General features: G+C 46.4%; 25 protein-coding genes and 2 tRNA genes. 15 read left to right on the top strand and 12 right to left on the bottom strand.

Going from position 1 to position 26,373, the window contains the following annotated elements; genetic code table 11:
* Positions 1-194: 194 nt before the first annotated feature.
* From hppD to VV1_RS13180, 5 genes are read left to right on the top strand one after another with little or no spacing between them, the layout of a single operon-like run.
* On the top strand, positions 195-1,268 hold the full coding sequence (hppD, locus tag VV1_RS13200) for a 4-hydroxyphenylpyruvate dioxygenase (protein ID WP_011080604.1): 1,074 nt from the start codon (positions 195-197) through the stop codon (positions 1,266-1,268).
* On the top strand, positions 1,261-2,397 hold the full coding sequence (locus VV1_RS13195) for a homogentisate 1,2-dioxygenase (RefSeq protein ID WP_011080603.1): 1,137 nt from the start codon (positions 1,261-1,263) through the stop codon (positions 2,395-2,397). The genes hppD and VV1_RS13195 overlap by 8 nt, the downstream gene beginning before the upstream one ends.
* A 40-nt stretch (positions 2,398-2,437) precedes the next feature.
* On the top strand, positions 2,438-3,457 hold the full coding sequence (locus tag VV1_RS13190) for a fumarylacetoacetate hydrolase family protein (RefSeq protein ID WP_011080602.1): 1,020 nt from the start codon (positions 2,438-2,440) through the stop codon (positions 3,455-3,457).
* 7 nt (positions 3,458-3,464) lie between these two features.
* The gene (gene maiA, locus VV1_RS13185) at positions 3,465-4,133 is read left to right on the top strand and encodes a maleylacetoacetate isomerase (protein ID WP_011080601.1); all 669 of its coding nucleotides are present in this window, start codon (positions 3,465-3,467) and stop codon (positions 4,131-4,133) included.
* Between the two features lie 34 nt (positions 4,134-4,167).
* Positions 4,168-4,983: a substrate-binding periplasmic protein gene (locus tag VV1_RS13180; protein ID WP_011080600.1), complete on the top strand. Its 816-nt coding sequence runs from the start codon at positions 4,168-4,170 to the stop codon at positions 4,981-4,983.
* 61 nt (positions 4,984-5,044) lie between these two features.
* Here VV1_RS13180 and VV1_RS13175 read toward each other — a convergent pair whose 3' ends face one another.
* Positions 5,045-5,224 carry a hypothetical protein gene (locus tag VV1_RS13175; RefSeq protein ID WP_011080599.1) on the bottom strand — a complete coding sequence of 60 codons (180 nt, stop codon included), beginning with the start codon at positions 5,222-5,224 and terminating at the stop codon, positions 5,045-5,047.
* A 238-nt stretch (positions 5,225-5,462) separates the two neighbouring features.
* Here VV1_RS13175 and VV1_RS13170 point away from each other — a divergent pair, with 238 nt between their 5' ends.
* From VV1_RS13170 to VV1_RS13155, 4 genes are all read left to right on the top strand, one after another.
* On the top strand, positions 5,463-6,128 hold the full coding sequence (locus tag VV1_RS13170; protein WP_011080598.1) for a DUF2726 domain-containing protein: 666 nt from the start codon (positions 5,463-5,465) through the stop codon (positions 6,126-6,128).
* Between the two features lie 65 nt (positions 6,129-6,193).
* Positions 6,194-6,985, top strand: a complete 792-nt coding sequence (locus VV1_RS13165; RefSeq protein WP_011080597.1) for a hypothetical protein — start codon at positions 6,194-6,196, stop codon at positions 6,983-6,985.
* Between the two features lie 147 nt (positions 6,986-7,132).
* Positions 7,133-7,209: transfer RNA gene (locus VV1_RS13160), tRNA-Val, on the top strand.
* Between the two features lie 35 nt (positions 7,210-7,244).
* Positions 7,245-7,321 (top strand) — tRNA-Val (locus tag VV1_RS13155).
* 146 nt (positions 7,322-7,467) lie between these two features.
* Here VV1_RS13155 and VV1_RS13150 read toward each other — a convergent pair.
* On the bottom strand, positions 7,468-8,634 hold the full coding sequence (locus VV1_RS13150) for a GGDEF domain-containing protein (RefSeq protein ID WP_043921039.1): 1,167 nt from the start codon (positions 8,632-8,634) through the stop codon (positions 7,468-7,470).
* 567 nt (positions 8,635-9,201) lie between these two features.
* Between VV1_RS13150 and cspE the strand changes: the two genes are divergently transcribed.
* Positions 9,202-9,414 (top strand): transcription antiterminator/RNA stability regulator CspE, encoded by a 213-nt coding sequence (gene cspE, locus VV1_RS13145; RefSeq protein WP_011080595.1) that lies wholly within the window; start codon positions 9,202-9,204, stop codon positions 9,412-9,414.
* Between the two features lie 122 nt (positions 9,415-9,536).
* Positions 9,537-9,887: a DMT family protein gene (locus VV1_RS13140; protein WP_043921104.1), complete on the top strand. Its 351-nt coding sequence runs from the start codon at positions 9,537-9,539 to the stop codon at positions 9,885-9,887.
* Between the two features lie 64 nt (positions 9,888-9,951).
* Here the strand turns inward: VV1_RS13140 and katG are convergent, their stop codons facing one another.
* The 10 genes from katG to VV1_RS13090 all read right to left on the bottom strand — a co-directional run bounded on the left by katG (position 9,952) and on the right by VV1_RS13090 (position 22,423).
* Positions 9,952-12,123, bottom strand: coding sequence for a catalase/peroxidase HPI (katG, locus tag VV1_RS13135; RefSeq protein WP_011080593.1), 2,172 nt, complete (start codon positions 12,121-12,123; stop codon positions 9,952-9,954).
* 228 nt (positions 12,124-12,351) lie between these two features.
* Positions 12,352-13,059, bottom strand: a complete 708-nt coding sequence (locus tag VV1_RS13130; protein ID WP_011080592.1) for a glycerophosphoryl diester phosphodiesterase — start codon at positions 13,057-13,059, stop codon at positions 12,352-12,354.
* Between the two features lie 25 nt (positions 13,060-13,084).
* The gene (locus VV1_RS13125; RefSeq protein ID WP_011080591.1) at positions 13,085-13,858 is read right to left on the bottom strand and encodes a DeoR/GlpR family DNA-binding transcription regulator; all 774 of its coding nucleotides are present in this window, start codon (positions 13,856-13,858) and stop codon (positions 13,085-13,087) included.
* Entirely contained in the window at positions 13,855-15,036 is a 1,182-nt protein-coding gene (locus VV1_RS13120; RefSeq protein WP_011080590.1) for a sn-glycerol-3-phosphate import ATP-binding protein UgpC, read from the bottom strand. The genes VV1_RS13125 and VV1_RS13120 overlap by 4 nt, the downstream gene beginning before the upstream one ends.
* A complete protein-coding gene (gene ugpE / locus VV1_RS13115) occupies positions 15,026-15,868 on the bottom strand; it encodes a sn-glycerol-3-phosphate ABC transporter permease UgpE (protein WP_011080589.1) in 843 nt (280 codons plus the stop codon). Before ugpE ends, VV1_RS13120 begins: the two co-directional genes overlap by 11 nt.
* Positions 15,869-15,877: 9 nt before the next feature.
* A complete protein-coding gene (locus tag VV1_RS13110; RefSeq protein ID WP_011150143.1) occupies positions 15,878-16,759 on the bottom strand; it encodes an ABC transporter permease subunit in 882 nt (293 codons plus the stop codon).
* A gap of 67 nt (positions 16,760-16,826) precedes the next feature.
* Positions 16,827-18,131, bottom strand: coding sequence for an extracellular solute-binding protein (locus VV1_RS13105; protein ID WP_011080587.1), 1,305 nt, complete (start codon positions 18,129-18,131; stop codon positions 16,827-16,829).
* Positions 18,132-18,333: 202 nt separating this feature from the next.
* The gene (locus VV1_RS13100) at positions 18,334-19,494 is read right to left on the bottom strand and encodes an HD-GYP domain-containing protein (protein ID WP_011080586.1); all 1,161 of its coding nucleotides are present in this window, start codon (positions 19,492-19,494) and stop codon (positions 18,334-18,336) included.
* A 265-nt stretch (positions 19,495-19,759) separates the two neighbouring features.
* Complete coding sequence (locus VV1_RS13095) at positions 19,760-21,496, bottom strand: methyl-accepting chemotaxis protein (protein WP_011080585.1); 1,737 nt, start codon at positions 21,494-21,496, stop codon at positions 19,760-19,762.
* Positions 21,497-21,664: 168 nt separating this feature from the next.
* Entirely contained in the window at positions 21,665-22,423 is a 759-nt protein-coding gene (locus VV1_RS13090) for a sulfite exporter TauE/SafE family protein (RefSeq protein WP_011080584.1), read from the bottom strand.
* Between the two features lie 191 nt (positions 22,424-22,614).
* Between VV1_RS13090 and VV1_RS13085 the strand changes: the two genes are divergently transcribed.
* The 4 genes from VV1_RS13085 (at position 22,615) to VV1_RS13070 (ending at position 26,344) form a co-directional block, all read left to right on the top strand.
* Positions 22,615-23,841, top strand: a complete 1,227-nt coding sequence (locus VV1_RS13085) for a trypsin-like serine protease (protein WP_043921038.1) — start codon at positions 22,615-22,617, stop codon at positions 23,839-23,841.
* Positions 23,842-24,220: 379 nt separating this feature from the next.
* Positions 24,221-24,856, top strand: coding sequence for a helix-turn-helix transcriptional regulator (locus tag VV1_RS13080; RefSeq protein ID WP_011080582.1), 636 nt, complete (start codon positions 24,221-24,223; stop codon positions 24,854-24,856).
* A 272-nt stretch (positions 24,857-25,128) separates the two neighbouring features.
* A complete protein-coding gene (locus VV1_RS13075) occupies positions 25,129-25,638 on the top strand; it encodes a hypothetical protein (RefSeq protein WP_011080581.1) in 510 nt (169 codons plus the stop codon).
* Positions 25,639-25,684: 46 nt separating this feature from the next.
* On the top strand, positions 25,685-26,344 hold the full coding sequence (locus VV1_RS13070; protein ID WP_011080580.1) for a fimbria/pilus periplasmic chaperone: 660 nt from the start codon (positions 25,685-25,687) through the stop codon (positions 26,342-26,344).
* Positions 26,345-26,373: the final 29 nt, after the last annotated feature.

Genomic DNA, 26,373 nt, shown 5'->3' with positions numbered 1-26,373 from the left:
GGGTAATCGAAGAGGGAATGGGACGCTTTTGTGTCAAATTATGGTTATTGGTTTGTGGTGTAACAAATGCTTTACATTTTTGCGGGGGGAATGAGTTTTTCTTGAGTAGACAGGCGCTATTCCAATTCTTCTGACTCTGGTTCAAGTTAACAAAGTGTTAACCAAAATAAAAAGCAGTCTAAAAGGAGAAAGTCATGGTGGATGCAATCAACCCACTGGGCACAGACGGATTTGAGTTTGTCGAATACACCGCCGCAGATAACACAGGTATCGAGCAGCTTAAGCATTTGTTTTCCTCGCTGGGCTTTGCAGAAGTCGCCAAGCATCGCTCGAAAGAAGCTTGGCTATATCGCCAGGGCGATATCAACTTTGTCGTTAATGCTCAGCCGCACAGTCAGGCTGAGGAGTTTGCAAAAGTTCATGGACCTTCAGTATGTGGGATGGCATTTCGAGTGCAGGATGCTGCGTCAGCACTTAAGCACGCATTAACCAATGGCGCAGAAGAATACAAAACAGAAATCGGGCCGATGGAGCTGAGTATCCCTGCTGTGTATGGCATTGGTGGCAGCTTGCTCTATTTTGTCGATCGCTATGGTAAGCAGAGTATCTACGATGTCGATTTTCGTTTTTATGATGACGCCGCTCAGCGCCTAGCGAAGTCGGATGTTGGCCTATATGAAATTGACCACCTTACCCACAACGTAAAACGCGGCAACATGGATACTTGGGCGGGATTCTATGAGCGTATTGGTAATTTCCGTGAAATTCGTTATTTCGATATTGAAGGGAAACTCACCGGTCTGGTGAGCCGAGCGATGACCGCACCATGTGGCAAAATTCGTATCCCAATCAATGAATCTTCGGACGATAAGTCACAAATCGAAGAGTTCATTCGTGAGTACAATGGTGAAGGCATTCAACACATCGCGCTCACCACGGACGACATCTACCAAACGGTTCAAACGCTGCGCGACCGAGGTATGGACTTTATGCCCACGCCGGATACCTATTACGACAAAGTAGATAGCCGTGTTGAAGGGCACAAAGAAGATGTGTCTCGATTGCGTGATTTACGCATCCTGATCGATGGTGCACCGCTAAAAGATGGCATTTTGCTACAGATCTTTACTCAGACGGTTATCGGGCCTGTCTTCTTTGAAATCATTCAGCGTAAAGGCAATGAAGGTTTTGGCGAAGGTAACTTCAAAGCGCTATTCGAATCGATAGAAGAAGATCAAATTCGCCGTGGAGTACTCAATAATGCATAAATGGATCACCTTTCCTCATCGGGAAGGTGTCTGCTCCAAGCAGGCACATGCCGATTTTCCTGAAGAGGCGATTTACGAACGTGAAGCGGGGCGTAGTGGGTTCTTTGGCCCCGCTGCGCATTTTCATCATCAACATGCCCCAACAGGCTGGACCGATTGGCAAGGCGATTTAAGACCGAGAGCGTTTGATTTCACTCGCGTGACCAGCGCCAATCAAGCTTCTCCTTGGAGTGTGCCGCATTTGCTTCACAATCACGAATGTAAAGTTCGAGTCTGGAAAACCCAAACTAAAATGGAATTTCTGGCGCGAAACGCCGATGGCGACGAGCTGCTCTTTATCCATCAAGGTAAGGCCGACCTTTACTGTGACTATGGCCATTTGTCAGTAGAAGAAGGGGATTACGTGATGATCCCGCGTTCAACCAACTGGCGCTTGGAGCCGTCAGAGGCGATGTTTATTTTGATGATTGAAAACACCGATGCGGCGTATTCACTGCCAGAGAAAGGGTTAGTTGGTAATCATGCGGTATTTGACCCTGCGGTACTTGAAACGCCGTCGATTAACGACCAGTTCAAAGCGCAATACTCAGAGCAAGAGACGCGTGTGGAAGTGAAACGCCACGACAGTGTGAGCGTGATTACTTACCCATTCAATCCATTGGATGCCATAGGTTGGCATGGTGATCTCTCCGTAGTGAAACTGAACTGGCGCGATATACGCCCATTGATGTCTCATCGTTATCACTTGCCACCGTCGGCACACACCACCTTTGTTGGGAACGGCTTTGTTGTTTGCACCTTCGTGCCGCGTCCTATCGAAAGTGACCCTGGCGCGTTGAAAGTGCCGTTTTATCACAACAACGACGATTATGATGAAGTGTTGTTCTATCATGCGGGGGATTTTTTCAGCCGCGACAACATTGAAGCAGGCATGGTGACGTTTCACCCGGCAGGCTTTACCCACGGGCCGCATCCTAAGGCATTCAAAGCTGGCCAAGAGTATAAGAAAAAGTTCACCGACGAAGTCGCGGTGATGATTGATACGCGCCATGCATTAACGTTTGCACAAGAGCTCGACAGTGTAGAAAACAAAGAATACGTCTACAGTTGGCGTGAAAATCAAAAATAATACGGACGACAGAACAGCAAGGTTTGAGAAGGGAAGAGAGATGAAATTAGCAACCAAGAAGAATGAGCATCGCGATGGTGAGTTGATCGTCGTTAGTCGCGATTTGAGCCGTTATGTTTCCGCGACCGACATTGCACCGACATTGCAGCTTGCACTGGATCATTGGTCTGTGTGCGAGCCAAAGCTGAAAGAGCTTTATCAAGCGCTCAATCAAGGCGAGGTGACGGGAAGCTTACCGTTCGAAGAGACCTTAGTCCATTCACCGTTACCTCGTGCTTATCAGTGGGCCGATGGCTCTGCATACGTCAATCACGTGGAATTAGTGCGCAAAGCCCGCGGTGCTGAAATGCCAGAAAGTTTTTGGACAGACCCGCTCATGTACCAAGGGGGCTCCGACGCCTTTATCGCACCACGTGACAACATTGAATTTGCCAGTGAAGAGTGGGGCATTGATTTTGAAGGTGAAGTGGCGGTGATCACAGGTGACGTGCCAATGGGGGCCAGTTTTGCGCAAGCAGAAGACGCGATTCGTCTCGTGATGCTGGTGAATGATGTTTCGTTGCGTGGCCTGATCCCTGCTGAACTCGCCAAAGGCTTTGGCTTCTTTCAATCCAAACCCTCTTCTGCGTTTTCTCCCGTCGCCGTTACTTTGGATGAACTGGGTGAAGCCTGGTATGAAAACAAACTTCATCTGCCGCTGATCTCAACCTACAACCATAAACCGTTTGGCAAACCGAATGCCGGCGTAGATATGACCTTTGATTTTGCCGATCTGATTGTGCACGCGGCAAAGACGCGTCCGCTGTCTGCAGGGGCCATCATCGGGTCTGGTACGGTGTCGAATAAGCAAGGAACCGATCACGGCACGTCGATTGAAGAAGGTGGTGTTGGTTATTCGTGCATTGCCGAAATTCGTATGATTGAAACAATTCGTGATGGTCAAGCCAGCACGTCATTTATGCGTTTTGGCGATTCTATTCGCTTAGAAATGTTTGATGCGCAAGGGCAATCTATTTTTGGTGCGATTGAACAACAAGTGAGTCGTTATCAGCATAAATGAGGTTGGTATGGAGACAAGTCTTAAACTCTATGGTTATTGGCGATCGTCTGCCGCCTATCGCGTGAGGATCTGCTTAAACCTGAAGCAGCTCCGCTATGAAAACCACTCGATTCATTTAGTGAAAAATGGCGGAGAGCAGCATCTCGCGCATTATCATGCTCTGAACCCCAATGAGCTGGTGCCCGTGTTGGTGGATGGGGATCTGGTACTCAATCAGTCATTGGCTATCATTCAGTATCTCGATGATAACTATTCATCGACTCAAGTGATCCCGTCTATGGGGCCACTCAAGTATCAAGCGTTGGCGTTGGCGCAAGACATCGCGATTGATGTCCATCCTCTGAATAATCTTCGGGTCCTGCAGTATCTTGAAGGCAGTTTGGAGGTGGATGAAGAGCAAAAACGTTTGTGGGTGCATCATTGGATTCATATGGGTTTTAAAGCGGTGGAAGAGAAGCTATTGACTCACCGTAAACACTATGGCGAGTGTGTTTTTAGCGTCAGTTCTAGTCCAAGTATCGTCGATATATGTTTGGTCCCTCAGGTGTATAACGCGCTCCGTTTTGGCGTAAACATGACACCGTATCCAACCATCAATGCCGTCGTCGCCGCTTGTAATCAACTGCCCGCATTCGATCTCGCTAAGCCCGAAAATCAGCCTGACGCTCAACTTTGAATTTACAGGTGGCGTTGTGATTCCTTGTTGGTAGATGTGTCAATTCAAGACTACATTTACTTGCAAGGGATCACAATTAGGGGGCGTTATGTTCCGTTCAATTTTGTTTCTATTTGCATCCTTGTTGGCAGCAGTCGCGATAGCGAAATCGGATCTTCAATCGATCACTTATCTGACAGAAGAATACCCGCCTTATAACTTTACCGAAAATGGTGAACTGCACGGCATCGCTGTGGACTTGTTGGTCGCAGCAACGGCAAGGGCAACGCAACCTGTCGCTAAAGAAGACATTTCCGTCCAACCTTGGGCTAGAGCATACCGTACCGTGCTGATCAATAAAGACACGGTGCTTTTTTCGACCACGCGCACCAAATTGAGAGAAAACTTGTTCAATTGGGTAGGGCCGATCAGTGCCACTCGTATTGTTGTCATGGCTAAGAAAAGCGCGCAGATTTCTATTAAGCGCCCTAATGACCTGATTCAATATCGTATCGGTGTGATTCGTGATGATGTTGGTGAACAGCTCCTACTTGAACTAGGCGTCCCGCGTAACTCAATGCAAGAGAGCTCCTATGCCTCTACTTTGGCGGAGCAACTTTACAAAGGGCGGATCGATCTTTGGGCTTATGAAGAAAATGTCGCGAAATGGTGGATATCCAAAGGTGGATTCAACTCTGCGGATTTTGAACCTGTGTATGTTCTGCAAGAAGGGGAGCTCTATTATGCGTTTAACAAAGATGTTGATGGTGCTTCAGTGAGAGCATTGCAGCAAGCCATTGATGCACTAAAACACACCAGCAATGATGAGAATCAAACCTTCTATCAAAGCATCGTGGGTAAATATCGCTAGCAAAGTGGGATTCGTGTCTATTGGCCAATGTTTAACGACGCCCAGCATAGGCGTCGTTCAATCATCTCATCATTAGTAGCTCAATCAACTCACTTTCGGTGCTAGGTTCGCGCGAGAGCTGAATCTCTTCTGAACAACCACCTTTCAACATATACGCTGTGGTGCCGCAATGATCGTAGTGATACCACTTTCCTTCGATACACACATCGGTGTAACAGCGTGGATCTTGTTTCAACTCCATGATTTATCTCCTACATCCCTGTCTTTTATCTGAATATGTCTTTGGTTAACAATTCATTAACCAAACTCACTGTAATCAGTGCTTCGCCATGATTGCTTGATCTAAATCAATCTGAAACGTGAACTCTACCAAAGTAGTAACACCCGAGCCTAGCTTGGGTGGGTTTTCACTTGTCATCAATCCGGTTTACACATAGTGTATTTAACAAGTAAGGCTATGTTTTGAGTGTAATTAACCGATGACGAATATCTTTATTATTGTCGCGCTACTGATTTTGTTTTTTTTCGTAATACAGAAATACGTCGTCAAACAGGATGATACCAAGGAATATGCCTATCGTTCGAAAGGCTCGGTGTTGAAAGGGCATGAAGTGGCATTTTTCAATGCATTGAAAACCGCGGTTGGCGAACATGGTGTTGTGTTTGCCAAAGTGAATATGAGTAATGTGGTTGCGCCACGCGATATCAATAGCAAAAAGCAGTTGTTTATCGCCAGCAACCGTATTTCACGTATGTATTTTGACTATGTGATTTGCGACCCTCGTACGTTTGAGCCACGTGTGATCATTGAACTGGATAACGGTAAAGAGCTCAACAAAGTCAAAGTTGAGCGGGAAAAGTTACTGATGCAAGTGTGCAAAACCGCCAATATCCCACTGATTGGTACGTCGATTAAGCACAGTTATCAAGTGGGACGATTAAGACGCTTGCTCGCCGCGCATATCGATTTGATTGAACCAGACAAAGAAGTGCGCTTTTGTAAAAAGTGCGGCAGTCCGATGATCATCAAAATTGCTTCCCAGGGAGAATTCAAAGGGCGGCGCTTTTTCACCTGTAGCCGTCAGCCAAACTGCACCTACACCGAAAACTACAATGTGGTGTTTGATGTGGATGAGGATGATTGATCTTTCATCCCTAGATAGCCCAAAACGACCTATATTGTATATAAGGATAAGAATGAGGGCGTTCTATGAGATGGTTTGCGATAGCGTTGTTCGTGTTTCACTTTTCAGCCGTGGCCGCTCAGCCCAAAACCTTGACTTTAGTTCTTCCCACCCAACTCGATGGCTCCCATCTTTTTTACCATGAGTTATTGCGCCAATCGCTCGATAGCATTGGCGTAAAGCTAACCATCAAAACGCCTTTTGAGCACATTCCACAAAAACGCTTAGTCAAGATGGTGGAGAATAACCAGCTTTCTTTGATGTGGTTACTGCAAACAAAAGAGAGAGATGCACAATACACTTATGTAAATGCGCCCGTCACCAATGGCTTGATTGGTAAACGCGTTTTGCTTATTCCCAAAGGCGCTCAGCCCCAATATGACTCAATCAATAGCCTTGATGAGTTACGTCAAAGTGGGTTAACGGCTGGGCTTGGTTATGCGTGGTACGATGCCGATGTGTGGTTGCACAATGATTTGCCATTTTATGAGCAAGATGGTGAGTGGCGAATGCTGTATAACAAACTCTCAACTCAAGGGGCCATTAACTATTTCCCGCGTGGTGTAAACGAGGTAATGGCCGAATCGAGACTCAATCCTCAGTTGGAAATCGAACAGCACTTGCTGCTTATTTATCAGCGTGATTTTCGTTTTTACTTAAGTGAAGGAGCAAAGCAGCATAAAGCATTGCTGGAGAGAGCGCTGCTCAAAGCGGAGCAAAGTGGCTTATTGCAGCGGTTGATCGATCAATATTGGGCGACAGAGATCACCCAGCTCCAATTGAATAAACGCAAAGTGCTCAAGCTTGTCACGCCATGAAATGTGAATTAGATCAAATCACTAAAAGTGAAAAAGGCTAAAAACAGAGCAAAAAGATTAGGAATAGAGCAAACGGCACTAAAAGGGCAAAAATATGCTTGCGCCTAACACCGTCACTGGTTAATATCCTCCTCGTTCTCACGAGATGCGTCCGTAGCTCAGTTGGTTAGAGTATCGCCTTGACATGGCGGGGGTCGGTGGTTCGAGTCCACTCGGACGCACCATTCAAAAGAATGGTTAGTCGAGAACAGTGCGTAAAGCGTCCATAGCTCAGTTGGTTAGAGTACTACCTTGACATGGTAGGGGTCGGTGGTTCGAGTCCACTTGGACGCACCATATTCGTTCTTTTAGAACAAACGCAAAGCCCGCTCAAATGAGCGGGCTTTGTCGTTTCTGCGTTCCATAGCGTGATAAGCATTTCAATTGCCTGCTTTAGGTTTATTTCTTCCTGCCCCGTAAGCTTCCGCTTAATAAATTGCTGCCTACTGATGAACCACTACTTGGTTTCTACCTTGAGACTTCGCCAGATAGAGCGCTTGATCCGCTCTTTTTACCATGCTTTCTACATTATCCAGTGTACTGAGCTCTGTTAGGCCAAAACTCATGGTTAAATGCCTTTCTGGGAGTTGCACAAACTGGCTTTGTTCTATCGTCATTCGAATCGTTTCAGCGAGCTGCTTAGCACGGACCAGTTCGTATTGCGACAAAATGATCAGAAACTCTTCGCCACCATATCGAAACGCTAAATGCTGTTGTGGTAGTTGCGCTCGAATTGCTTCGGCGCAGCGTTGCAAAATAATATCGCCTTCTTGATGGCCATAAGTGTCATTAACCAGTTTGAAGTGGTCAATATCGCACATCATCGCAATCAATGGTTGCTGCCGATGTTGTGCAGACGAAATCAGTGCTGGCAGTTTTTGTTCAAGCCCGTGACGATTAAAGAATCCTGTGAGGTTGTCTTTGAGCGACATTTCTTGTAATGACGTCAGCAAACGTTCGTTGATCAGCCAAACTAAGCTAAAAGCAGTGATGGTGACATTCAGCGTACCGAGTAGGTACGACAACTGGAGAATGTAAATACTGGGCTGAGATGCATTAAAGAAACGATCCTCTGGAACAAGAATAAAGTTGATCGCTCGGATGAGCTCAATAGTGCCGACAATGCAAAAAGACGTGACAATCACATTCACGGGCAAGCGAGTGTCATTGGCAGAGCCTCGATGTACATTGTACGCCGTCATATAAAGCGTCAAAGATAAAAATGATGAGATGATAATCAGCCGAGCATTGAGTGATGGGGCAAGATAAGTAAAGTAAATAAACGATAAAGTGAGTGGAACAATGAGGGCAAAGGAAAGGGCACTGAAGCGATTGTTGATTTGCCTAAACTGACTGAATCCATACAGAAAAAACGAAAAACCGGTATACAGCATCACATTAGCCGCGACGATTGAGAAAAAGTCGCTAACGACCCCTCGCAAGCCAATCAAAGCCGTGGCCATGCCAATGAGCGTTAAGGCACAAACAAACGTCATAAGATTGTGGCGTTTAATGTGGGCGCGATTGAACAGCGCGAGGCCAACGCCATAAGACAAACAAATAGCCGCTGTGATCACACACAAAGTTCTGAGATCAAGTACGAAAGTCATTCCCTGACATATTCCTCTTAAAGCAGTCAAAAGATTTTATGTTATCGCCCAGTTAGCGGCAAGTTAATGAGGGTGATATGTTCTATTTAGTGATCTTAAATCTTCTATGTGTTGTTTAAGTGACCAAATTGAAGAAAGAATGTTCTATTGCTTGTGTTCGCTCCTATTTAACTTGCACTCTAGTGAAGTTTAAACTCATATGTCATTCATTATCATGCTGTTTTCAAAGGAATAAATAGATATGGCCTTTTTGTTTAAAGCAAAAATGAGATTGTAACGAGACAAAACGACAGTAATTACAGAAAAAATAATTTTCTTATCTGGCGGTAAGATAGCCAAAGGTAAACGATTTCATTCTTTTTGTTAAAAACACTTGTTCTTTTCCAAGAACCAAGTATAGTGTTGCTCAGCTCTTACAAAGAGTGCATGTGTTAGATTAAGTAAAAGTTCCTTCTCAGTTAGTTCTCGATATACCTCGTTAAACCTGCGTAAACTTTCTCTCGATAGACCATTCATGCACTTGTAATAGCCAGAAATGTTTAATGTAAATTTTTAATAGAGGTCACTATGTCTGGTAAAATGACTGGTACAGTAAAATGGTTCAACGAGACTAAAGGTTTTGGTTTTATTTCTCAAGACAACGGCGGCAAAGATGTATTCGTACACTTCCGTGCTATCGTTTCTGAAGGCTTCAAAACTCTTGCTGAAGGTCAGAAAGTAAGCTTCAACGTTGAAGAAGGTCAAAAAGGCCCACAAGCTTCTAACGTTACAGTTATCTAAGCTTATTTTACTTGTGGTTTAACCACGAGAAGAATACTAAACGGGTGCTCGAAAGAGCACCCGTTTTTCGTTGGTATTTAGATAAAGTTTATCTAAACGAATTTTTGTGGGCGAGAGTAGAAGTGAACCCTATTGTTGTTAGTGTTGGCTTGTTAATTTGTAGCAATATTTTTATGACATTTGCTTGGTACGCCCATCTCAAAGAGTTGAACAATAAACCATGGATTATTGCAGCATTGGTGAGTTGGGGGATCGCACTTTTTGAATACCTTCTCCAAGTACCCGCGAACCGCATTGGATACACTGCACTCAATGTAGGCCAGCTTAAAATTCTACAAGAAGTGATTACCTTGATGGTTTTTGTGCCGTTCTCTGTGTTCTATTTACGTGAACCACTGAAACTAGATTACCTGTGGGCTGGTTTGTGTTTGGTTGGCGCCGTCTATTTTGCGTTTCGCAGTAAGTTTTCATAAAAAAAGCCCCCTAGCGAGCATGTAAGCTAAGGGGCTTTGAGTGCAAGTCTGATAAGTGATTCGATTAGATATCGAAGCGATCCGCGTTCATTACTTTAGTCCAAGCGGCCACAAAGTCTTTCACGAATTTCTCTTTGTTGTCATCTTGAGCGTACACTTCAGCGTAAGCACGCAAGATAGAGTTGGAACCAAACACTAAGTCAACACGAGTAGCTGTCCATTTCACATTGCCGCTGTTACGCTCGACGATGTCGTAAGAATTGCGACCGGTTGGCTTCCAGGTGTAACGCATGTCTGTCAAGTTCACAAAGAAGTCATTACTTAGTGCACCGACATTGTCGGTAAACACACCGTGCTTAGTACCGCCATGGTTTGTACCTAGTACACGCAAACCACCAATCAATACCGTCATCTCTGGGGCGCTTAAACCTAACAATTGAGCTCGATCCAGCAGCAATTCTTCAGGGTTGACCGCATAGTGTTGTTTCTGCCAGTTGCGGAAGCCATCTGCAATCGGCTCAAGGACGTCGAAAGATTCCACATCGGTTTGCTCAATGGTGGCATCGCCGCGACCTGCTGCAAACGGAACGGTGATTGCAATACCAGCGGCTTTCGCGGCTTGCTCAACACCCACATTACCTGCAAGCACGATGGTGTCTGCAACACTGATGTTGAACTCAGAGGCAATTGCTTCAAGGACATTAAGCACTTTCGCGAGTTTTTCTGGTTCGTTGCCTAACCAATCTTTCTGTGGCGCAAGTCGAATACGAGCACCGTTGGCACCACCGCGTTTATCTGAGTTGCGGAAAGTGCGTGCGCTATCCCATGCGGTTGAAACCATTTCGCCGATGCTCAAACCACTGGCGATGATTTTCGCTTTCACTGCATCTACGTCGTAGTCTTTACGACCAGTCGGAACTGGATCTTGCCAAATCAACGTTTCTGCAGGGACATCTGGGCCAAAGTAGCGAGCTTTTGGTCCCATGTCGCGGTGAGTCAGCTTAAACCAGGCGCGAGCGAAGGTTTCAGAGAAGTAAGCGGGATCTTTGTGGAATCGCTCAGAAATCTTACGGTACTCTGGGTCCAGTTTCAGCGCCATGTCTGCATCGGTCATGATGGGGTTGTGGCGAATCGTTGGATCTTCCACATCAACCGGTTTGTCTTCCTCTTTGATGTTCACTGGTTCCCATTGCCAAGCACCTGCTGGGCTCTTCTGTAACCACCAATCGTAGCTAAATAGCAGATGGAAGAAGCCGTTATCCCATTGTGTTGGGTTTGTCGTCCATGCGCCTTCAATACCACTGGTCACCGTGTCGCGACCAATGCCGCGCGACTTATGGTTGTTCCAACCTAGGCCTTGCTCTTCCAAATCCGCACTTTCTGGATCGGCACCTAAGTTTGCTGCGTTGCCGTTACCGTGTGCTTTACCAACCGTGTGACCACCCGCCGTCAGCGCGACCGTTTCTTCATCGTTCATCCCCATGCGAGCAAAAGTCACACGCATGTCTTTGGCTGTTTTTAGTGGGTCGGGATTACCATCTACACCTTCAGGGTTGACGTAAATGAGGCCCATCATCACAGCAGCGAGCGGGTTTTCTAGGTCGCGTTCACCAGAGTAGCGGCTGTTTTCTGCACCAGATGGCGCTAACCATTCTTGCTCTGCACCCCAGTAAATGTCTTTTTCTGGATGCCAGATGTCTTCACGACCGAAGGCAAAACCAAAGGTTTTCAGACCCATTGATTCGTACGCCATGTTACCGGCAAGGATCATCAAATCAGCCCAGCTAATTTTGTTGCCGTACTTTTGCTTAATTGGCCAAAGTAGACGTCGCGCTTTATCAAGGTTGGCGTTATCAGGCCAAGAGTTCAACGGAGCAAAACGTTGGTTACCGGTATCCGCACCACCACGGCCATCACCCACACGATAAGAGCCAGCTGAGTGCCACGCCATACGGATCATCAAACCGCCGTAGTGTCCCCAGTCTGCAGGCCACCAATCTTGGCTGTCAGTCATCAGCGTTTTGAGATCGCGTTTCAGTGCTTCAACATCCAGTTTTTTGAGCTCTTCACGGTAACTGAAATCAGCCCCCATTGGGTTGGATTTACGGTCATGTTGATGAAGGATGTCGAGATTGAGGGCCTTTGGCCACCAAGCGACATTGGATGAGTTTGAAGAAGTGGCGCCGCCATGCATTACTGGGCATTGGCCGCTGGTGTGGGTAGGTTTGTGTTCCATGTGTTGCTCCTTGTCGGTCGCATTATTCTAAGGGAGGTGTCAGAGCGCCGAAGAATCAGTTGACGACGAGTGCTGCACCTTGATGAAACTAATCCTATGTCTTATGTAGGGTTTTATCTAATTCGTTGTCTCTATTCCTTTGATAGGTAAATTCTGTTTAAACGTTCACAGTAAGGTCATGTTTTGAAACCACTCATCCGAAAACGAGTGGTTCGATAGGGGAGAACGCTAGATAAAACGTTCGGGATAGTCAGAGAAGATGGCATCCACTTTGTCGAGATAGCGGAACTTATCTGCCTGATTAACGGTATAGCACCAAATTTGATATCCGCCTGTTTTTAAATCGCGAATGTGTTTTTCTGTGATCCAGCGGTAGTTGAGGTTGCAACTAAATGCGTTGACTTCTTTGAGCACTTGCCGGTCTCGTTGGGACAATCGCTCACTGAGCACGCCGAGCTTGTAACCAGGGCAGTGCTGATGAAGCTGTAAGATGATGTCGTGACTAAAACTCGAGAGCAGAATTTTATCGGCGGTCAGGGGGCTTTTATCCAAAAGGTTTTTCAGATTCAAAGCCACTTCAGCCACATCGTGGTTGTCGACTTTCACTTCGATATTGAGCCCTAAATCGTATTCTGCCGCCAGATTGAGCAACGATTCCAAGGTCATGATTGGTTCGCCAGTAAATGCTTCATCGAACCATCCTCCAAAATCGAACGCTTGCAGTTCCTTCAAACTGTAGGCATCGACACGGCCTTTGCCGTTACTGCAGCGATCAATCGTATGATCGTGGCAGACGACCAACACATTATCTTTGGTCGGTTGTACATCTATTTCAACCCAGCTTAGGCCAAGATCAATCGCGGCTTGGACGCTAACTCGGGTATTTTCAGGGTAAGAACCAGCCACACCACGGTGGCCGACAATCATTGGAGGCATTGGGTTTCCTTAATTCAATCACACCTCATCGAGAAGGGATGAGCGTAACTTGGTGATCCTGACACAGCTGAAGAAACTCGGGTGTGATTTCATCCACAAAAAGCTTTTGCATTTCAGACAGTTCACCGCTTACTACCGGAGCATAGCGCCCTAATTTGCTTTTGTCTGCAACCAACCAGCATTGCTCGCTGCATTCAATGATGGCGCGAGTGAGATTCGCTTCTTCGGGGGTGAAGTCGAGCAGTTGCCCATTGTGTGTCATGCCACCGACGCCGAAGATGCCAATTTTGATGTTGAAGCGGCGATAAAAACGTGTGGTCACTTCGCCAACCGTATCTTCGTCAGAGTGTCGCACCAATCCTCCAGCAAGATGCAAGGTGATGTTGGGGTTGCGACTGAGTGTCAGTGCGGCGTTGAGATTGTTGGTCACCACCGTTAAACCTGGGTGATCCAACAAGGCCTGCGCAACCTGTTTAGGTGTGGTGCCAATGCCTAAGAAAATGCTGCTGCCTTCTGGCAATTCAAGCGCCACTTTTTGCGCGATACGCTGCTTGGCGGAGAGATTGATTAGATCGCGATTGGTAAAAGAGAGATTGTCATTGGCGCTGGGGAGTGAGATGCCTCCATGCACACGACGCACCATGCCTTTATCGCTCAAGTCATTCATATCTTTGCGAATGGTTTGCACCGACACATCAAAACGCTCAGAAAGCAGGGCACTGGAAAGTACCCCATGGGTTTGCTGCAAATACGCGAGGATCTGTTTTTGTCGAGTGGATAAGCTCACTGCCAGCCTCATTGCTGTTGTCTCTGTTGCTGACGCGTATCGACAGACGGCGATTGAGCTGAGATCGGAATGCGTTTTTCTTGTTCATCAAAGAGATGCAACTGTTCAACGCGTACCCAAATTGGCAGATTGTCACCGATGGTCAGCGGCATTTCTGCGGTAACCGCAATAAAGTCTTCATCACCATACTCACCATTAATTTTGCCATGCACCAATTGATTTGGGCCCAAGGGTTCAACCACTTGGATGTTGATACTCAGCTCGATGGCATCGTCGACGGGTTGTAGTGAGGCGTGTTCGGGGCGAATGCCCAACGTGAGTGTGTTGCAGTTTAAGTTGGCATCGTATGGTACTGACCACTGTTTTCCCGCCAATTGCAATTTCCCGTCACGGATTGAGGCAGCTAGGAAGTTCATCGCAGGGCTACCAATGAAACTCGCGACAAAAGTGCTCGCGGGTTGGTGATACACTTCTGCGGGCGTGCCAATTTGTTCAATTTCACCTTGTTTGAGAACCACGATACGGTCGGCAAGGGTCATGGCCTCCACCTGATCATGGGTGACGTAGACGCTAGTGACGCCAAGCTCTCGCTGCAATTTTTTGATTTCCAGCCGCATGTGAGCACGCAAGGCCGCGTCGAGGTTGGAGAGGGGTTCGTCAAATAAGAACAGTTGCGGATCGCGAACAATCGCTCGTCCCATCGCCACACGCTGACGTTGGCCGCCAGAGAGTTTGGCGGGCTTACGATCGAGATACTCTTCAATCTTGAGCGTTTTGGCGACTTTGGCAATTTTTTCCGCAATGGTGGCTTTACTGACGCCACGATTTTTCAGCCCATACGCCAAGTTGTCGTACACACTCATATGCGGATAGAGCGCATAGTTTTGAAACACCATGGCGATATCACGGTTGGCGGGCTTTTCGTTATCGACGCGTCGACCAGCAAGGTGAATTTCTCCCGAGGTGATCGCTTCTAATCCAGCGATAGAGCGCAAGATTGACGATTTTCCACATCCCGATGGGCCGACTAAGACAATAAATTCGCCTTGATGGATCGCCAGGTCGACACCTTTTACCGCTTGGTGGCCATTTTCATATGTTTTTACCAGTTGTTGAATGTCTAGCATTATCGGCTCCGCAGAAATTGAGCGGCGAATCGGATGAATATTGGAGTTCTGATTATTTTTCACTTTCTACTAATCCTTTAACAAACCAACGCTGGAAGATGACCACCACCAAAACAGGTGGCAACATGGCGAGGATCACCATGGCAAAGGCGTAGTCATAACGAGGTAAGCTGGTTTCATTGATGTTATTGAGAATCTGTTTGATGCCCATGACGATGGTGTTGTACTGCTCATCGGTGGTCATCATGATCGGCCAGAGATATTGATTCCAACCCACGATAAACATGATGATGAAGATGGCGGCCATCATGGTTTTGGACAGAGGGAACAAAATATCGATAAAAAATCGTATCGGCCCTGCATTGTCAAGTTGTGCTGCCTCGAGCAGTTCATCAGGAATGGTTTTAAAAAATTGACGAAAGAAAAACGTGGCAGTGGCGGAGGCGATAAGAGGCAGCACTAAACCAGTGTAGCTATTGAGCATACCTAAGCGAGAAACCACTTCATACGAAGGGATGATACGCACTTCCAGCGGCAGCAGCAGTGTGATGAAGATCAGCCAAAACCACGCGGTGGAATAGGGTAGGCGAAAATAAACCAGTGCGTACGCTGCCATCATCGAGATAATGATTTTACCAATCGCAAAACCTAGCCCCATGATGAGAGAGTTCACGATCATGGTATGAGCGGTCACATTACTAGCAAAGCCCAAACTTTTGTTCCATGCCTCGCTGTAAACCGCTTGCAGATTGTCTCCTAGCGTCCATTGCAATCCTTCCGAGACGATGGTGTTTGGGTTGTGGGTAGAGCTGGCGAAGATCAGCCAAAGTGGCAGCAACATAAAGAGTGCGCCAGCGATCAAAATTAAGTGATCAGAGAGTCGATTACTTTTCATACTTGCTCCCTAGTAATGAACGCGTTTTTCGACAAAACGAAATTGCAGCCATGTCAGCAGCAGCACCAATACCAGCAGTACGACCGATTGTGCGGAGCTACCGCCAAGGTCTGCACCGACAAAACCATCGCGATACACCTTGTACACTAATGATGTGGTGCTGCCGCCTGGCCCACCATTGGTCATGGTGTCAATCACGCCGAAGGTTTCGAAGAAGGCATAGGTTAGGTTGATCACCAAAAGGAAAAAGCCCGTTGGCGCAAGTAGCGGAAAGGTGATGGTCCAAAAACGTTTGTTGTCGCTTTGGCAGTCCAACAGTGCGGCTTCTCGCACGGCGTAAGAGATGGACTGAAGCCCCGCTAAGAAGTAGACAAAGTTGACGGAAATCTGTTTCCACACCGAAACCAACACTAATGCAATTGTGGCGTCGACGGGATCGGTTTGAAAACTAAACTGCCAACCAAGGCGTTCGAAGAGATCCGTTAACACGCCAATATGAGGGTTAAACAGAAAGCCGCCAATGATCCCCGCGACGGCAGGGGCGACAGCGTAAACCCACGTTAAGGTGATGCGATAAGGGCCTTGGCCATGAATGATGTTGTCTGCTTTCACCGCCAACAACAACGCGAGCGCGAGCGAAAGAAACGAAACCAACACGGAAAACAGTAAGGTAAAGCCTAAGGATTCCAAATAATCACTCGATGTGAACAGCAGTTGATAGTTTTCAAACCAAACAAAAGTGGAAGAGAGGCCCCATGGGTCTTCCAACATAAACGAGAGGTAAATGGCTTGTGCGGCAGGGTAGATAAAGAACACCCCGATGATCACGATCTGCGGCGCCAGCAGCAGATAGGGGAGCGGAGTGTGGGAAAAGTGTTGTCGGCGTTCCACGGTCATTCTCTATGTAAAACGGAAATAAAAAAATGCCGCCGACTCCAGAGAGCCGGCGGCAAAGGGGTTATTGCACGGTACGAGCAAAGCGGTTAAGCAGTTTTTCGCTTTCGTTTTCCACTTTGTTTAAGCTATTTTCTACCGTCGAACGGCCAGAGAAAATGTTGTCAAATTCACGGTGCATCACTTCACGAACTTGTGGGTAGTAGCCTAAACGGTAACCTTTGGTCCACTCGCCATCGGGCAGGCTAAGCTGTTTTACCCCCACTTCTGCATCTGGGTTTTCTTGGTAGTAGCCAGATTGCTTCGTCAGTTCATAGGCGGCTTGCGTAACAGGGACGTAACCGGTGGTTTTGTGCCAGTACATTTGTGTTTCTGGCTTGGTGAGGTAATCAAAGAAAGCGGCGACGCCTTTATCTTGTTTGGAGCTATGGCCGTTTAAGGCAAACAGCGCTGCGCCTCCAATAAAGGTGTGAGTCGGCTTTTGTGTGATGGATTCCCAGTAAGGCAGATACGTTGTGCCCAAGTTAAACTTCACGCGATTACGCAAGCCACCAAATGAACCAGAAGAGCCCATCCACATTGCCACTTCACCACGCTCAAATGGGGTTTGGTTCGCATCCCAATCACTGCCGTAATACTTGTAGTAGCCTTTGTCTGACCACTCTTTCAACTTCTTCACGTGCATCAGCATGTCGTCGGTGCTGAACATGATTTTGGTAGAAAGGGCTTGGTAGCCGTTTTGTTGATCGGACAGAGGCAAGTTATGGCGAGACTTGAAGTTCTCAAACATGATCCAAGGCGTGAGCGATTGAGAAAAGCCAGCTTTGCCTTTTGAAGCCAACTTCGCGGCGACTTGCTCAAGCTGTTCATAAGTTTGCGGTGCTTTGGCATTTACTTCGGCCAGCATGTCTTTGTTGTAATACAGCACAGGGGTTGAGCTGTTGAAAGGCATACCAATCATTTTGCCTTGGCTATCAGCATAAAAGTTGCGTACGCCAGCAATGTAATCTTGTGCGCTGAATGGGTAGCCTGACTCAATCATTAGCGTTTGGACAGGTTTGGCTACCCCTTTGCTGTTGATGATGGTCGCGGCACCCGCATCGAACACTTGCAGAATGTTGGGCGCTTGGCCCGCTCGAAACGCGGCAATGCCCGCGGTGAGTGTTTCGGTGTACGAACCTTTGTAAACCGGTGTCAGTTTGTATTCATTTTGTGAGGCGTTGAACTCAGTCGCTAAATGATTGACCGTTTCACCCAGTTGGCCGCCCATCGCGTGCCACCAAGTAATTTCCGTGGTCGCAAACGCTGTTGCAGAAAAACCGCTAGACACCGCAGCGCAGAGAAGTCCGTTAACCCATACCTTGTTCATTTGAATGTTCCTTTTGCTTTCGTACGAGACTAATGTTGTTTCGTTTGAAGCTATGCTGGCGGAGAAATGTTGCAAAAACGTGCAAACTAGATGGCAGAAAAATGAAGCTTTAATGAAGTGAGAGCGAAAACTGAAAGCAGAAAGAAACAAAAAGTGAGGGAAAATACGCTTTTACATGGATAGAAAATGGCTTAACACAAGGTTAAGCCACACATCCTTTAGGGAGTTCTTCTTGATCGAGATACCTATCGCGAATGGCGAGGAACTGTTCCAAATTATCGATTAAGGCACTAACGCATTCAGGATCAAACAGACGACCTGTGTTGGCTCTTATGTAGTCCATAACCGCATCCACCGACCACGCGGGTTTATAGGCGCGGCGACTCAGTAGTGCGTCAAACACGTCGGCCAGCGTGACAATTCGCGCTTCTAGTGGAATGGATTGTTCTGCGAGTTGATCGGGCAACCCTTCACCATTAAAGGCTTCGTGATGGTGACGAACAATGTGTTTGATAAAAGCCACTTCGTCATCGGAAACCAGTTCAGCATTGGCCAAATGGATGACTTCTTCAATCATCTCTTCCCCATAAATAGTGTGCATATTCATGATCTGACGCTCTTCGGCAGTAAAACGTTTATCGCTAAAGAGAATGTGATCGGGGATTTTATACTTACCAATATCGTGAAATGGCGCGTAAAGGCGAATGCGATGGATGAATTGGTGGGTAATCTCGGGTTTCTGATGGGCCAGTAATCGTGCCAGCAATTCACTGATCTTACCCATGCGAATGAGGTGTTCTTTGGTTTCAGGATCGCGTGCATGACCCATGTTCAGCGCAATGGAGAGGGCCGATTGAAAGTGCTTTTGGTTTTCATGTAAATGAATAAAAAGGTGCGCGACAAGATTGGAAAGAAAGGCAAAATCTTTTTGAATATTGTCGTTTGAAAAGAAGCTTGATGTCGCCGCGTTGTAAAAAATAAAGCCGAGAGTTTTATTGCGGTAGTTCAGTGGAACGGTATAGCTACTACGGTGGCCGATGCTCAATAAACGAGAGACACGCTCGGTTTGCACCATGGTGCTCAAATTATCCACGATACGAATGCTGTTGCTATACGCAAGACCAGTAAGGGCAGAGTCTATGCGCAACTCATGATCGACATAATCCAACTGCTGGGACGTTTGCTTAGAGAGCAGGCGATCCTGCACATAATAGTTGGAGGCTTTTTTGTCACCGAGGAGCGCCACCGAAAAACGACTGAATGTGGGATAGCGCTCGACACAATGCTGGAAGAGTTCATCGAGTATGGTGACGATGTCTTTATCTTGAGCGGCGATGCTGTTCATCGCGAGATAATCTAACATGGGGCTTCTGTTCCTTTTACAGGCTGTTCCAAATAAAAATGGAACCTGCCTCGCAACTAACAGCTGAAAATGTATCAAAAATGCTACATGTGATTAACGAAAAATATCATGAAGTTAGAATTTCATCATAGAAAATGTGGTTAATGAGAACGGAGATGCAAAATGATGTGCACCTCTGCACAGTTTCTTTGAAATCAGGAAATTAGAAAAAGCCCCCTCCACCATTAATGCGGGTGGAGGGGGCTTTAAGAAAGAGAGGGGGACGCTACTGTACGCGGAATCGGCCGACTACATCGGTCAACGCATGAGAGGTGTTTTGTAACTCATCGCTGATGGAGGTCGATTGCGCCGCATTTTCGTTGAGCAGGCGAACGATTTCCTGAATCGCTGCCATGTTTTTGCTCACTTCTTGTGTCACTTGTCGTTGCTCCATGGCCGATGTTGCCATCAATGTATTGAGGTTATTGATCTCTGCGACTGAGTCGGTGACCACATTCAGTGAATCCATCACATGGTTGGTTCGCTCTGCGGTTTCTTCACAACGAGTGCGAGTGGAGCCCATCTCGTTAACCACGTTTTCGGTTGTGTTTTTCAACTTCGCCAGCATTTCGTTAATTTGAGCGGTACTTTGCTGCGTTCGCGCTGCTAATGCGCGAACTTCATCTGCGACAACAGCAAAGCCTCGGCCTTGCTCACCAGCGCGAGCCGCTTCGATCGCTGCGTTGAGCGCGAGTAGGTTGGTTTGCTCGGCGATATCACCAATCACCTGAAGGACAGTGCTAATTTGCTTGGTATCATCACTCATGCGCGTAATGGTGTCTGACATTGCCACCACTTGAGTCACCAATCCGTTCACGCTCTCCACTGCACCCGTCACCGTTTGTTTTGACTCATCAGCATAACGGGTGGTGGTCTCTGTCAGGTGCGCGGCGTTGTCGGCGCTTTGCGAAATGGAATTAGCGCTGGCGCTCATCTCTTCAATCGCGGTAATGGCCTGTTCTGTCTCTTGGGTATGCTGATTGAGCGTGTGAAGATTTGATCGCGACTGTTCACTCAAATTCACGACGGCGTGGTCGATTTCTTTAGAGGAATCGGCCACTTCAATGAACATCTGCTGTAATTTTTCAATAAACAGGTTAATTGAGTGAGAGATTTGGCCAATTTCGTCTTTGGATTCAATGGCCAAACGTTGGGTTAGGTCGCCGTTGCCTTGAGAAAGATCTGCCACCACCGAGTTGAGGCGGCTAAGCGGTTTAAAGGAAACCTGCAAAAGAATGACGCTGGAGACGATGATGACCGCGGCACACACCAAGAGCGCGAGGGTGATCATCCAGTTGAGTTGGTCAGTATTCGACTGAATGTTATCCAAATCGATGTAGCCGATAAGTTCCCAGCGTTGGCCTGCAAATTCCACTGGTCGGGCGATGGGGGTTAAGTTGCTGCCTTGTTTATTGCTAAAAATAACGCTGCCATTGGCGAGTAATTCAGCGTAGCTGCCTTCTGCCGCATAATCGGCGATGACTTGGCTAAACTGACCCAGATTGAGAACAAAGAAATCAACCGAATCATCAATACGTTTGAGTGAAAAGGTAATGGAAGGTTCTCCATTGAGCATACTCACGGGGCTCACTACCGTGGCATCACCATGCGACTCGGCCAGGTTGATGTACTGTTGAGCATCTTCCTCGCTCATGTTTCCACTGTCATCAAATGCGTAGCCATTGACGATTTTAATGATCTTGTCAAAACCAGAGCTTTCCTTGGTTTCACTGATGTCCATCATGCTGAAATTGAGACTGTTTGCCAGCGCCAATTTACCGTTCAGTTCGTTTTCCAGCTTGCGCTGAATCAGATCCACATTATGCGTGATGTTTTTACTGTCAGTGTCTTGGATGTAACGGCTAATAAAATAGTTAGCGCTAAAGTAAGAGGTGATGATGGTGAGCGAGATAATGGCAATAATCAGCGCAATTATCTTGTTCTTAAAAGAAAGCGGAGTCATAACACTTTACATCCTTAAAAGTGATTAATGAAAACGAAGCATTCCTGCATCGTAGAGTGGCTGTTCAATTTAATAATTGGCTCAATATTAAGTGAGCTGTGCCATTGTTGCAAATAAGTTGCATTCGTTTGCAGAGATAACTTGGAGCTGTGTAAGGATTAATGGTCGCTATGCATAGATTTTTACAAAGAAGTAGCCCGTGATGGCAAAAGAAGTCACGGTAACAAAACGATGGACCCAAAGTTTATTGAGGCGTCGCGCGACAACCGCAGAAACATAGCCACCGAGTAAACTGCCCAGCATGACAATCAAGCCATTCCACCAATCAATTGAACCATCGAAGATAAAGATGATCACGGCGATCAACGAAACACTGGTGGAAATCAGCAGTTTTAAACCGTTCATCGTAATGATATCGCGGTGTCCAGAAAGCGTAAGGTAACTCAACGTGACAATGCCCAACCCTGCGTTAAAGAATCCACCATACGCGGAAACAAGGACCAAAAAGAGCGCGGGCAGCCAAAGAATGATTGGATGCTTAGGGCGGTCGGCACGATGACCGATTGCTTGGTTTATTCTGCCGCCAAACACAAACAGTATGGTCGCAAACAGTAATAACCAAGGGATGGCTTTTAAGAAGTCTGACTCACTGGTATTGAGCAGTAGAAAGGCACCGAGCATGCCGCCGAGAAGGCTACAGACGATGGTTTTGAGCAGAATGTTTTTTTGCGCATAGAGCTCACGACGATATCCCCATGCACCGCTAATGTAACCAGCACAACTGGCGAACGTATTGGTTGCATTGGCCACCACTGGGGGAATTCCCACCGCCATAAGCGCTGGGAAGGTGATGAAGCTGCCACCTCCCGCGATAGAGTTGAGCATGCCACCAAAAACCCCGGCAAAGAAAAGCAAAATGATGTCCATGTGTTGTGAGCGATCCTTCTATCCCTTTATCCCTGACGTTGCAGAGTCGTTGTCGACGTTCTGCTTTCCTCAAGTTAACAAACTGATTACATAACAGACATTAATATTATGAAAAACAGTGATCTCAACAGGCGAATTTTCCAACCTTGTCTTATTCTTTTATGGACAAAGATGCATATGGAAGCAATGCGATGAAAACAAAACTGTCAGTTGGTGTCATAGCGCTGAGCTTGCCTATGATGGCGCAAGCGATTGTGGCGGGTATCGATTCCAGTGAAAACTATGTGGTGAGTGTGGATGCCAGCTCGTTTGCTGAGCAATCCAGATGCGGAGGCACCATCATTAACTCGCGTTGGGTCTTAACCGCGGCTCACAGCTTAATTCAGTCCAAATCGACTCAAGAAACGTCAGATAGTAACCCCGAGTCATTTACTAATTACGAGATCGTGGCGTTAAAAGAAGTCACCGTGAGAGCAGGCATTCTCGACCTGTTTCAGTCACAAGTGGAACACATTTATGATGTCTCCCATGTGGTGATCCATCCAGATTACATGCCTTTAAGAACCACCAAGCAAACGGCTCAAGGAGAGGAGCTAGTCAGTACGGCTTATCAGAATGACCTAGCGCTTATTAGAGTGAAACGGGACTTACCAGCCACACCAGTCACCTTAATTAATACAACCAGTTATCAAGATTTTTTGACGCAAGTGGCAAGCTGGGACGATGCCATACGAAACGAAAACGCGCTGGTATTAGGATGGGGGAGTGATATTCCTAACTCGCCAAGTGTTGACACGCCACCGCCCATTCCTGAGGTGATTCCACTTAAACAGGCCGATATCGCGATGGTTCCCATTGCGGATTGCTTCGATATGTTGGAGCAAGCCAACACGTTGCCGCTCTATATTGCCTCTTCAGCCGATGTGACCAAACTGTGTACGCTGCCAAAGCAGCTAATTCATATTGGCAATGAAACCTACGGTCACGGTGCGTGTTTGGGGGATTCTGGTGGGCCACTAGTGTGGTCGGATGGTGTGGGAAATCAGTTCCAAGTGGGTATCATCAGTGCATCGCCTTTGATCAATACCGTTTGTAGTTCGGTCACTTATCCCACTTGGTATACCAATGTGGTGACCTATCTCGATTGGATAAGTGCTTACACAGATTCGGCAACACTCCCTGCTCAGCAAATCACTAAACCCACGTTTATGACAACGGCTAGCCAAGAAACGCCAGATGACAATACCACTGAGAGTGGAGGCCAAAGCAACGAGTGTTCGAGCAATACGTCTGCCAGTGTTGGCGGTGGAGAGGTGGGTCTAGGCTGTGCAGGATCGGAAAGTAGCGGCAGCGTCAATTGGGTTAGCCTTTTAGGTTTGTTGCTCTTTTGGCGAGCTCGTCGAAAAGCATGTGAATGAACGTCACCTATTCTTTTGCTTTGCTGATTGATGAGTAAAGTGACCTCTTTCGTCGATGACATCAAAAATGATGTCATCGCACGTCTTTTGTTATCACGTATTTTTATCTTCTAACTCTTATCTCTTAACTCTTATCTTTTAACTCTGCTCTTTATTTACGCGACTTGTTTGGGGGCGTTTTTATTTAGACGAGAAAAATATGGGTTACAACTGATTTTATTAAATCTCATTTAAATAAAGCGATATGACAAATGAGTTCTATATAAATAAAAAAGGATTGTGAGGATAATCAAAAACAAAATCTGCTAATAAAGTAGTATGCATAAAGACGGCTTATAGTTCGATAGTACTTTATTTTCATTTCCAGGAAGGATTTACGATGAAGGAATCACATAAGGTATGGGTTATTTCAAAAGATCCGGAGTGGTCGACGTTAGTGGTTGCTGGATTATCACATACCTTTATCCATTATGAGTTTTTGGTGCAGTCGTCACTAGAGTCGCTTTGGCAATTAAGTGACAATACGCTGGTGATTTATGACCGCCTCACCTTAGGAAATCCTTCTCAATATTTAATTTCTCCCACTACACGCGGTGGTGCGTGGATCTTAGCCAACGCGACGCAGCAAGACTTGGATGGCGTGAAAGGGCTGATTTCACTTGGCTGGTTTGGCTTTTTAGAGGCAGAAAAAACGCTGGAAAACTTACATAGAGCCATTCGAATGGTGGCGTCGGGTCAATTGTGGTTCAGTCGAGAAGCCATGTCTTATGCGCTGCGTAATATTGTTCGTACTCAAGCTACATCCAGTTGTTCAGTGGATGTGGTTGGCAGCAAATATGAACTGTCAGGCAAAGAGCAAAAAGTATTTCTTTATTTGCTTCAGGGGTATTCCAATAAAGAAATATCAGAACAGTTGAATGTCAGTTTAAGCACAGTCAAAAGTCATGTATCACATATTTTATGTAAAACAGGAAAACAAAGCCGATCGCAATTAGCGACATTAATGATTGAGTAGTTCTATATACCCAAATGACTCAATTTCTAGGATTCAGAGCTTCATATTCTGATTCAGTCCAAGAAAGAGAATGCAGTGGAATGACGAGTTCCTGCCAAGTTCTTTGTATATTGTTTGTTTTAAATCAATTTTTCCTTCTAATTAGCCCTTCCTCATCCCTTTGCGTGTTTCTAACTGGTCAGATGACCGATGGTAAAAAAGTCGTATGTGCGTAAATTTAACTTGCAACGAACGAACTACACCGCAGGAACACTATGTAAAGGAGAACAATCATGAAACGTTTAGCAACTTGTGTCGCGTTAACCCTTCTTTATTCCGCAGGCGCAGCCGCTAATTCTTGGGTTGTGAGTGACGAAGCACGCGCTGACTTTTTGGTGAAGTTTAGCGGTGAAGTGCCTAAGCGCTGTGAAATGAGAGCAAGTGAAGAGCTCGAAACGCTAAATTTCGATTTGACGCAAAAGTCAGATAAAAAAACTTTCGCGTTTAAAGCTTGGTGCAACTCTTACGGAACAAAAGGCACTTTGCTGGTAGACCCATATGCGTTTAAGAACGGCAACGGCGATGAAATTCCAATGGAATATTCATTCAACGACAAAGTGTCTGTGAAAGATGCAGAAACGGAAACCATGGCAGCGCGTATCGTCGACACCATTGATGTCAGCAATAGCCTTGATAAGCAAATGTCATCCAAACATAAATTGACCATCCGATCGCTTCCTCATAAAGGCGCTCGTTGGGGTAAATACGAAGGCTACATGTGGGTATCGCTCTACCATATGTAATTCACTTTGTGGGGGACGACATGTCCCCCTTTAATTGAGGTGTCGTATGAAACGGATTTGCTTATTGACGATATTGTTCTCATTCTTTCATGGTCAAACACTGGCATTTGAGCTGTTCCCTATGGTGCAGTTTTTGGACGATGCCGGTAAAGGAACCACGGTTTTTTTCAAAATCACCAATACCTCTCTTGCTCCACTACCAGTGGAACTCATTCCAATCAAAAGAGAAGTCTCGCTCAACAACAATGAAACCTTGTCAGAAACCGATGAGCTAATGGTGTTTCCACCACAAGTGCTGATTCAACCTGGCAAATCGCAGAGCATTAAAGTGCAATACATTGGGGAGCCTAAGCTAAGTGCGGAGTCCTATCGTTTAATTGCCAGCCAACTGCCACTAAAAAATGAATCCAGTAACGACAGCATTCAAATGCTTTTCCGCATTGGCGCACTGATTTTTGTCTCACCTCAGGATGTTCGAACTGACTATTCAAGCCATTTGACTCAAGGCGAGAATGACGCGGCGCAGTTAACCATTCGTAATGAAGGCACCAGTGTGCTTGAGCTGACCAAACTGAGCCACGAAGTCACTTGGCACAATCAGAAGATGAACTGGTCTTGGGTTGAGTTAGAACCGTTATTGCCAATGCAATATTTGGTTCCAAATCAAAGTGTTGTCGTTAATGTGCAATCTTTGCTGGTCAAGTAATCACGGCCTTAGGGGCCAAGTAGGTCGAT

Source organism: Vibrio vulnificus CMCP6 (genome assembly GCF_000039765.1).
In the GTDB taxonomy this organism is placed as follows: Bacteria; Pseudomonadota; Gammaproteobacteria; order Enterobacterales; family Vibrionaceae; genus Vibrio; species Vibrio vulnificus_B.
Note: the sequence above shows the minus strand (reverse complement) of the source record. Positions and strands in the feature narration are given on the sequence as shown.

Excerpts from the sequence above, each read along its gene's own strand:
- hppD (WP_011080604.1), top strand. The coding sequence starts at position 195 with ATGGTGGATGCAATCAACCCACTGGGCACAGACGGATTTGAGTTTGTC.
- VV1_RS13195 (WP_011080603.1), top strand. The coding sequence starts at position 1,261 with ATGCATAAATGGATCACCTTTCCTCATCGGGAAGGTGTCTGCTCCAAG.
- VV1_RS13190 (WP_011080602.1), top strand. The coding sequence starts at position 2,438 with ATGAAATTAGCAACCAAGAAGAATGAGCATCGCGATGGTGAGTTGATC.
- maiA (WP_011080601.1), top strand. The coding sequence starts at position 3,465 with ATGGAGACAAGTCTTAAACTCTATGGTTATTGGCGATCGTCTGCCGCC.
- VV1_RS13180 (WP_011080600.1), top strand. The coding sequence starts at position 4,168 with ATGTGTCAATTCAAGACTACATTTACTTGCAAGGGATCACAATTAGGG.
- VV1_RS13175 (WP_011080599.1), bottom strand. The coding sequence starts at position 5,224 with ATGGAGTTGAAACAAGATCCACGCTGTTACACCGATGTGTGTATCGAA.
- VV1_RS13170 (WP_011080598.1), top strand. The coding sequence starts at position 5,463 with ATGACGAATATCTTTATTATTGTCGCGCTACTGATTTTGTTTTTTTTC.
- VV1_RS13165 (WP_011080597.1), top strand. The coding sequence starts at position 6,194 with ATGAGATGGTTTGCGATAGCGTTGTTCGTGTTTCACTTTTCAGCCGTG.
- VV1_RS13150 (WP_043921039.1), bottom strand. The coding sequence starts at position 8,634 with ATGACTTTCGTACTTGATCTCAGAACTTTGTGTGTGATCACAGCGGCT.
- cspE (WP_011080595.1), top strand. The coding sequence starts at position 9,202 with ATGTCTGGTAAAATGACTGGTACAGTAAAATGGTTCAACGAGACTAAA.
- katG (WP_011080593.1), bottom strand. The coding sequence starts at position 12,123 with ATGGAACACAAACCTACCCACACCAGCGGCCAATGCCCAGTAATGCAT.
- VV1_RS13130 (WP_011080592.1), bottom strand. The coding sequence starts at position 13,059 with ATGCCTCCAATGATTGTCGGCCACCGTGGTGTGGCTGGTTCTTACCCT.
- VV1_RS13125 (WP_011080591.1), bottom strand. The coding sequence starts at position 13,858 with ATGAGGCTGGCAGTGAGCTTATCCACTCGACAAAAACAGATCCTCGCG.
- ugpE (WP_011080589.1), bottom strand. The coding sequence starts at position 15,868 with ATGAAAAGTAATCGACTCTCTGATCACTTAATTTTGATCGCTGGCGCA.
- VV1_RS13105 (WP_011080587.1), bottom strand. The coding sequence starts at position 18,131 with ATGAACAAGGTATGGGTTAACGGACTTCTCTGCGCTGCGGTGTCTAGC.
- VV1_RS13100 (WP_011080586.1), bottom strand. The coding sequence starts at position 19,494 with ATGTTAGATTATCTCGCGATGAACAGCATCGCCGCTCAAGATAAAGAC.
- VV1_RS13095 (WP_011080585.1), bottom strand. The coding sequence starts at position 21,496 with ATGACTCCGCTTTCTTTTAAGAACAAGATAATTGCGCTGATTATTGCC.
- VV1_RS13090 (WP_011080584.1), bottom strand. The coding sequence starts at position 22,423 with ATGGACATCATTTTGCTTTTCTTTGCCGGGGTTTTTGGTGGCATGCTC.
- VV1_RS13085 (WP_043921038.1), top strand. The coding sequence starts at position 22,615 with ATGAAAACAAAACTGTCAGTTGGTGTCATAGCGCTGAGCTTGCCTATG.
- VV1_RS13080 (WP_011080582.1), top strand. The coding sequence starts at position 24,221 with ATGAAGGAATCACATAAGGTATGGGTTATTTCAAAAGATCCGGAGTGG.
- VV1_RS13075 (WP_011080581.1), top strand. The coding sequence starts at position 25,129 with ATGAAACGTTTAGCAACTTGTGTCGCGTTAACCCTTCTTTATTCCGCA.
- VV1_RS13070 (WP_011080580.1), top strand. The coding sequence starts at position 25,685 with ATGAAACGGATTTGCTTATTGACGATATTGTTCTCATTCTTTCATGGT.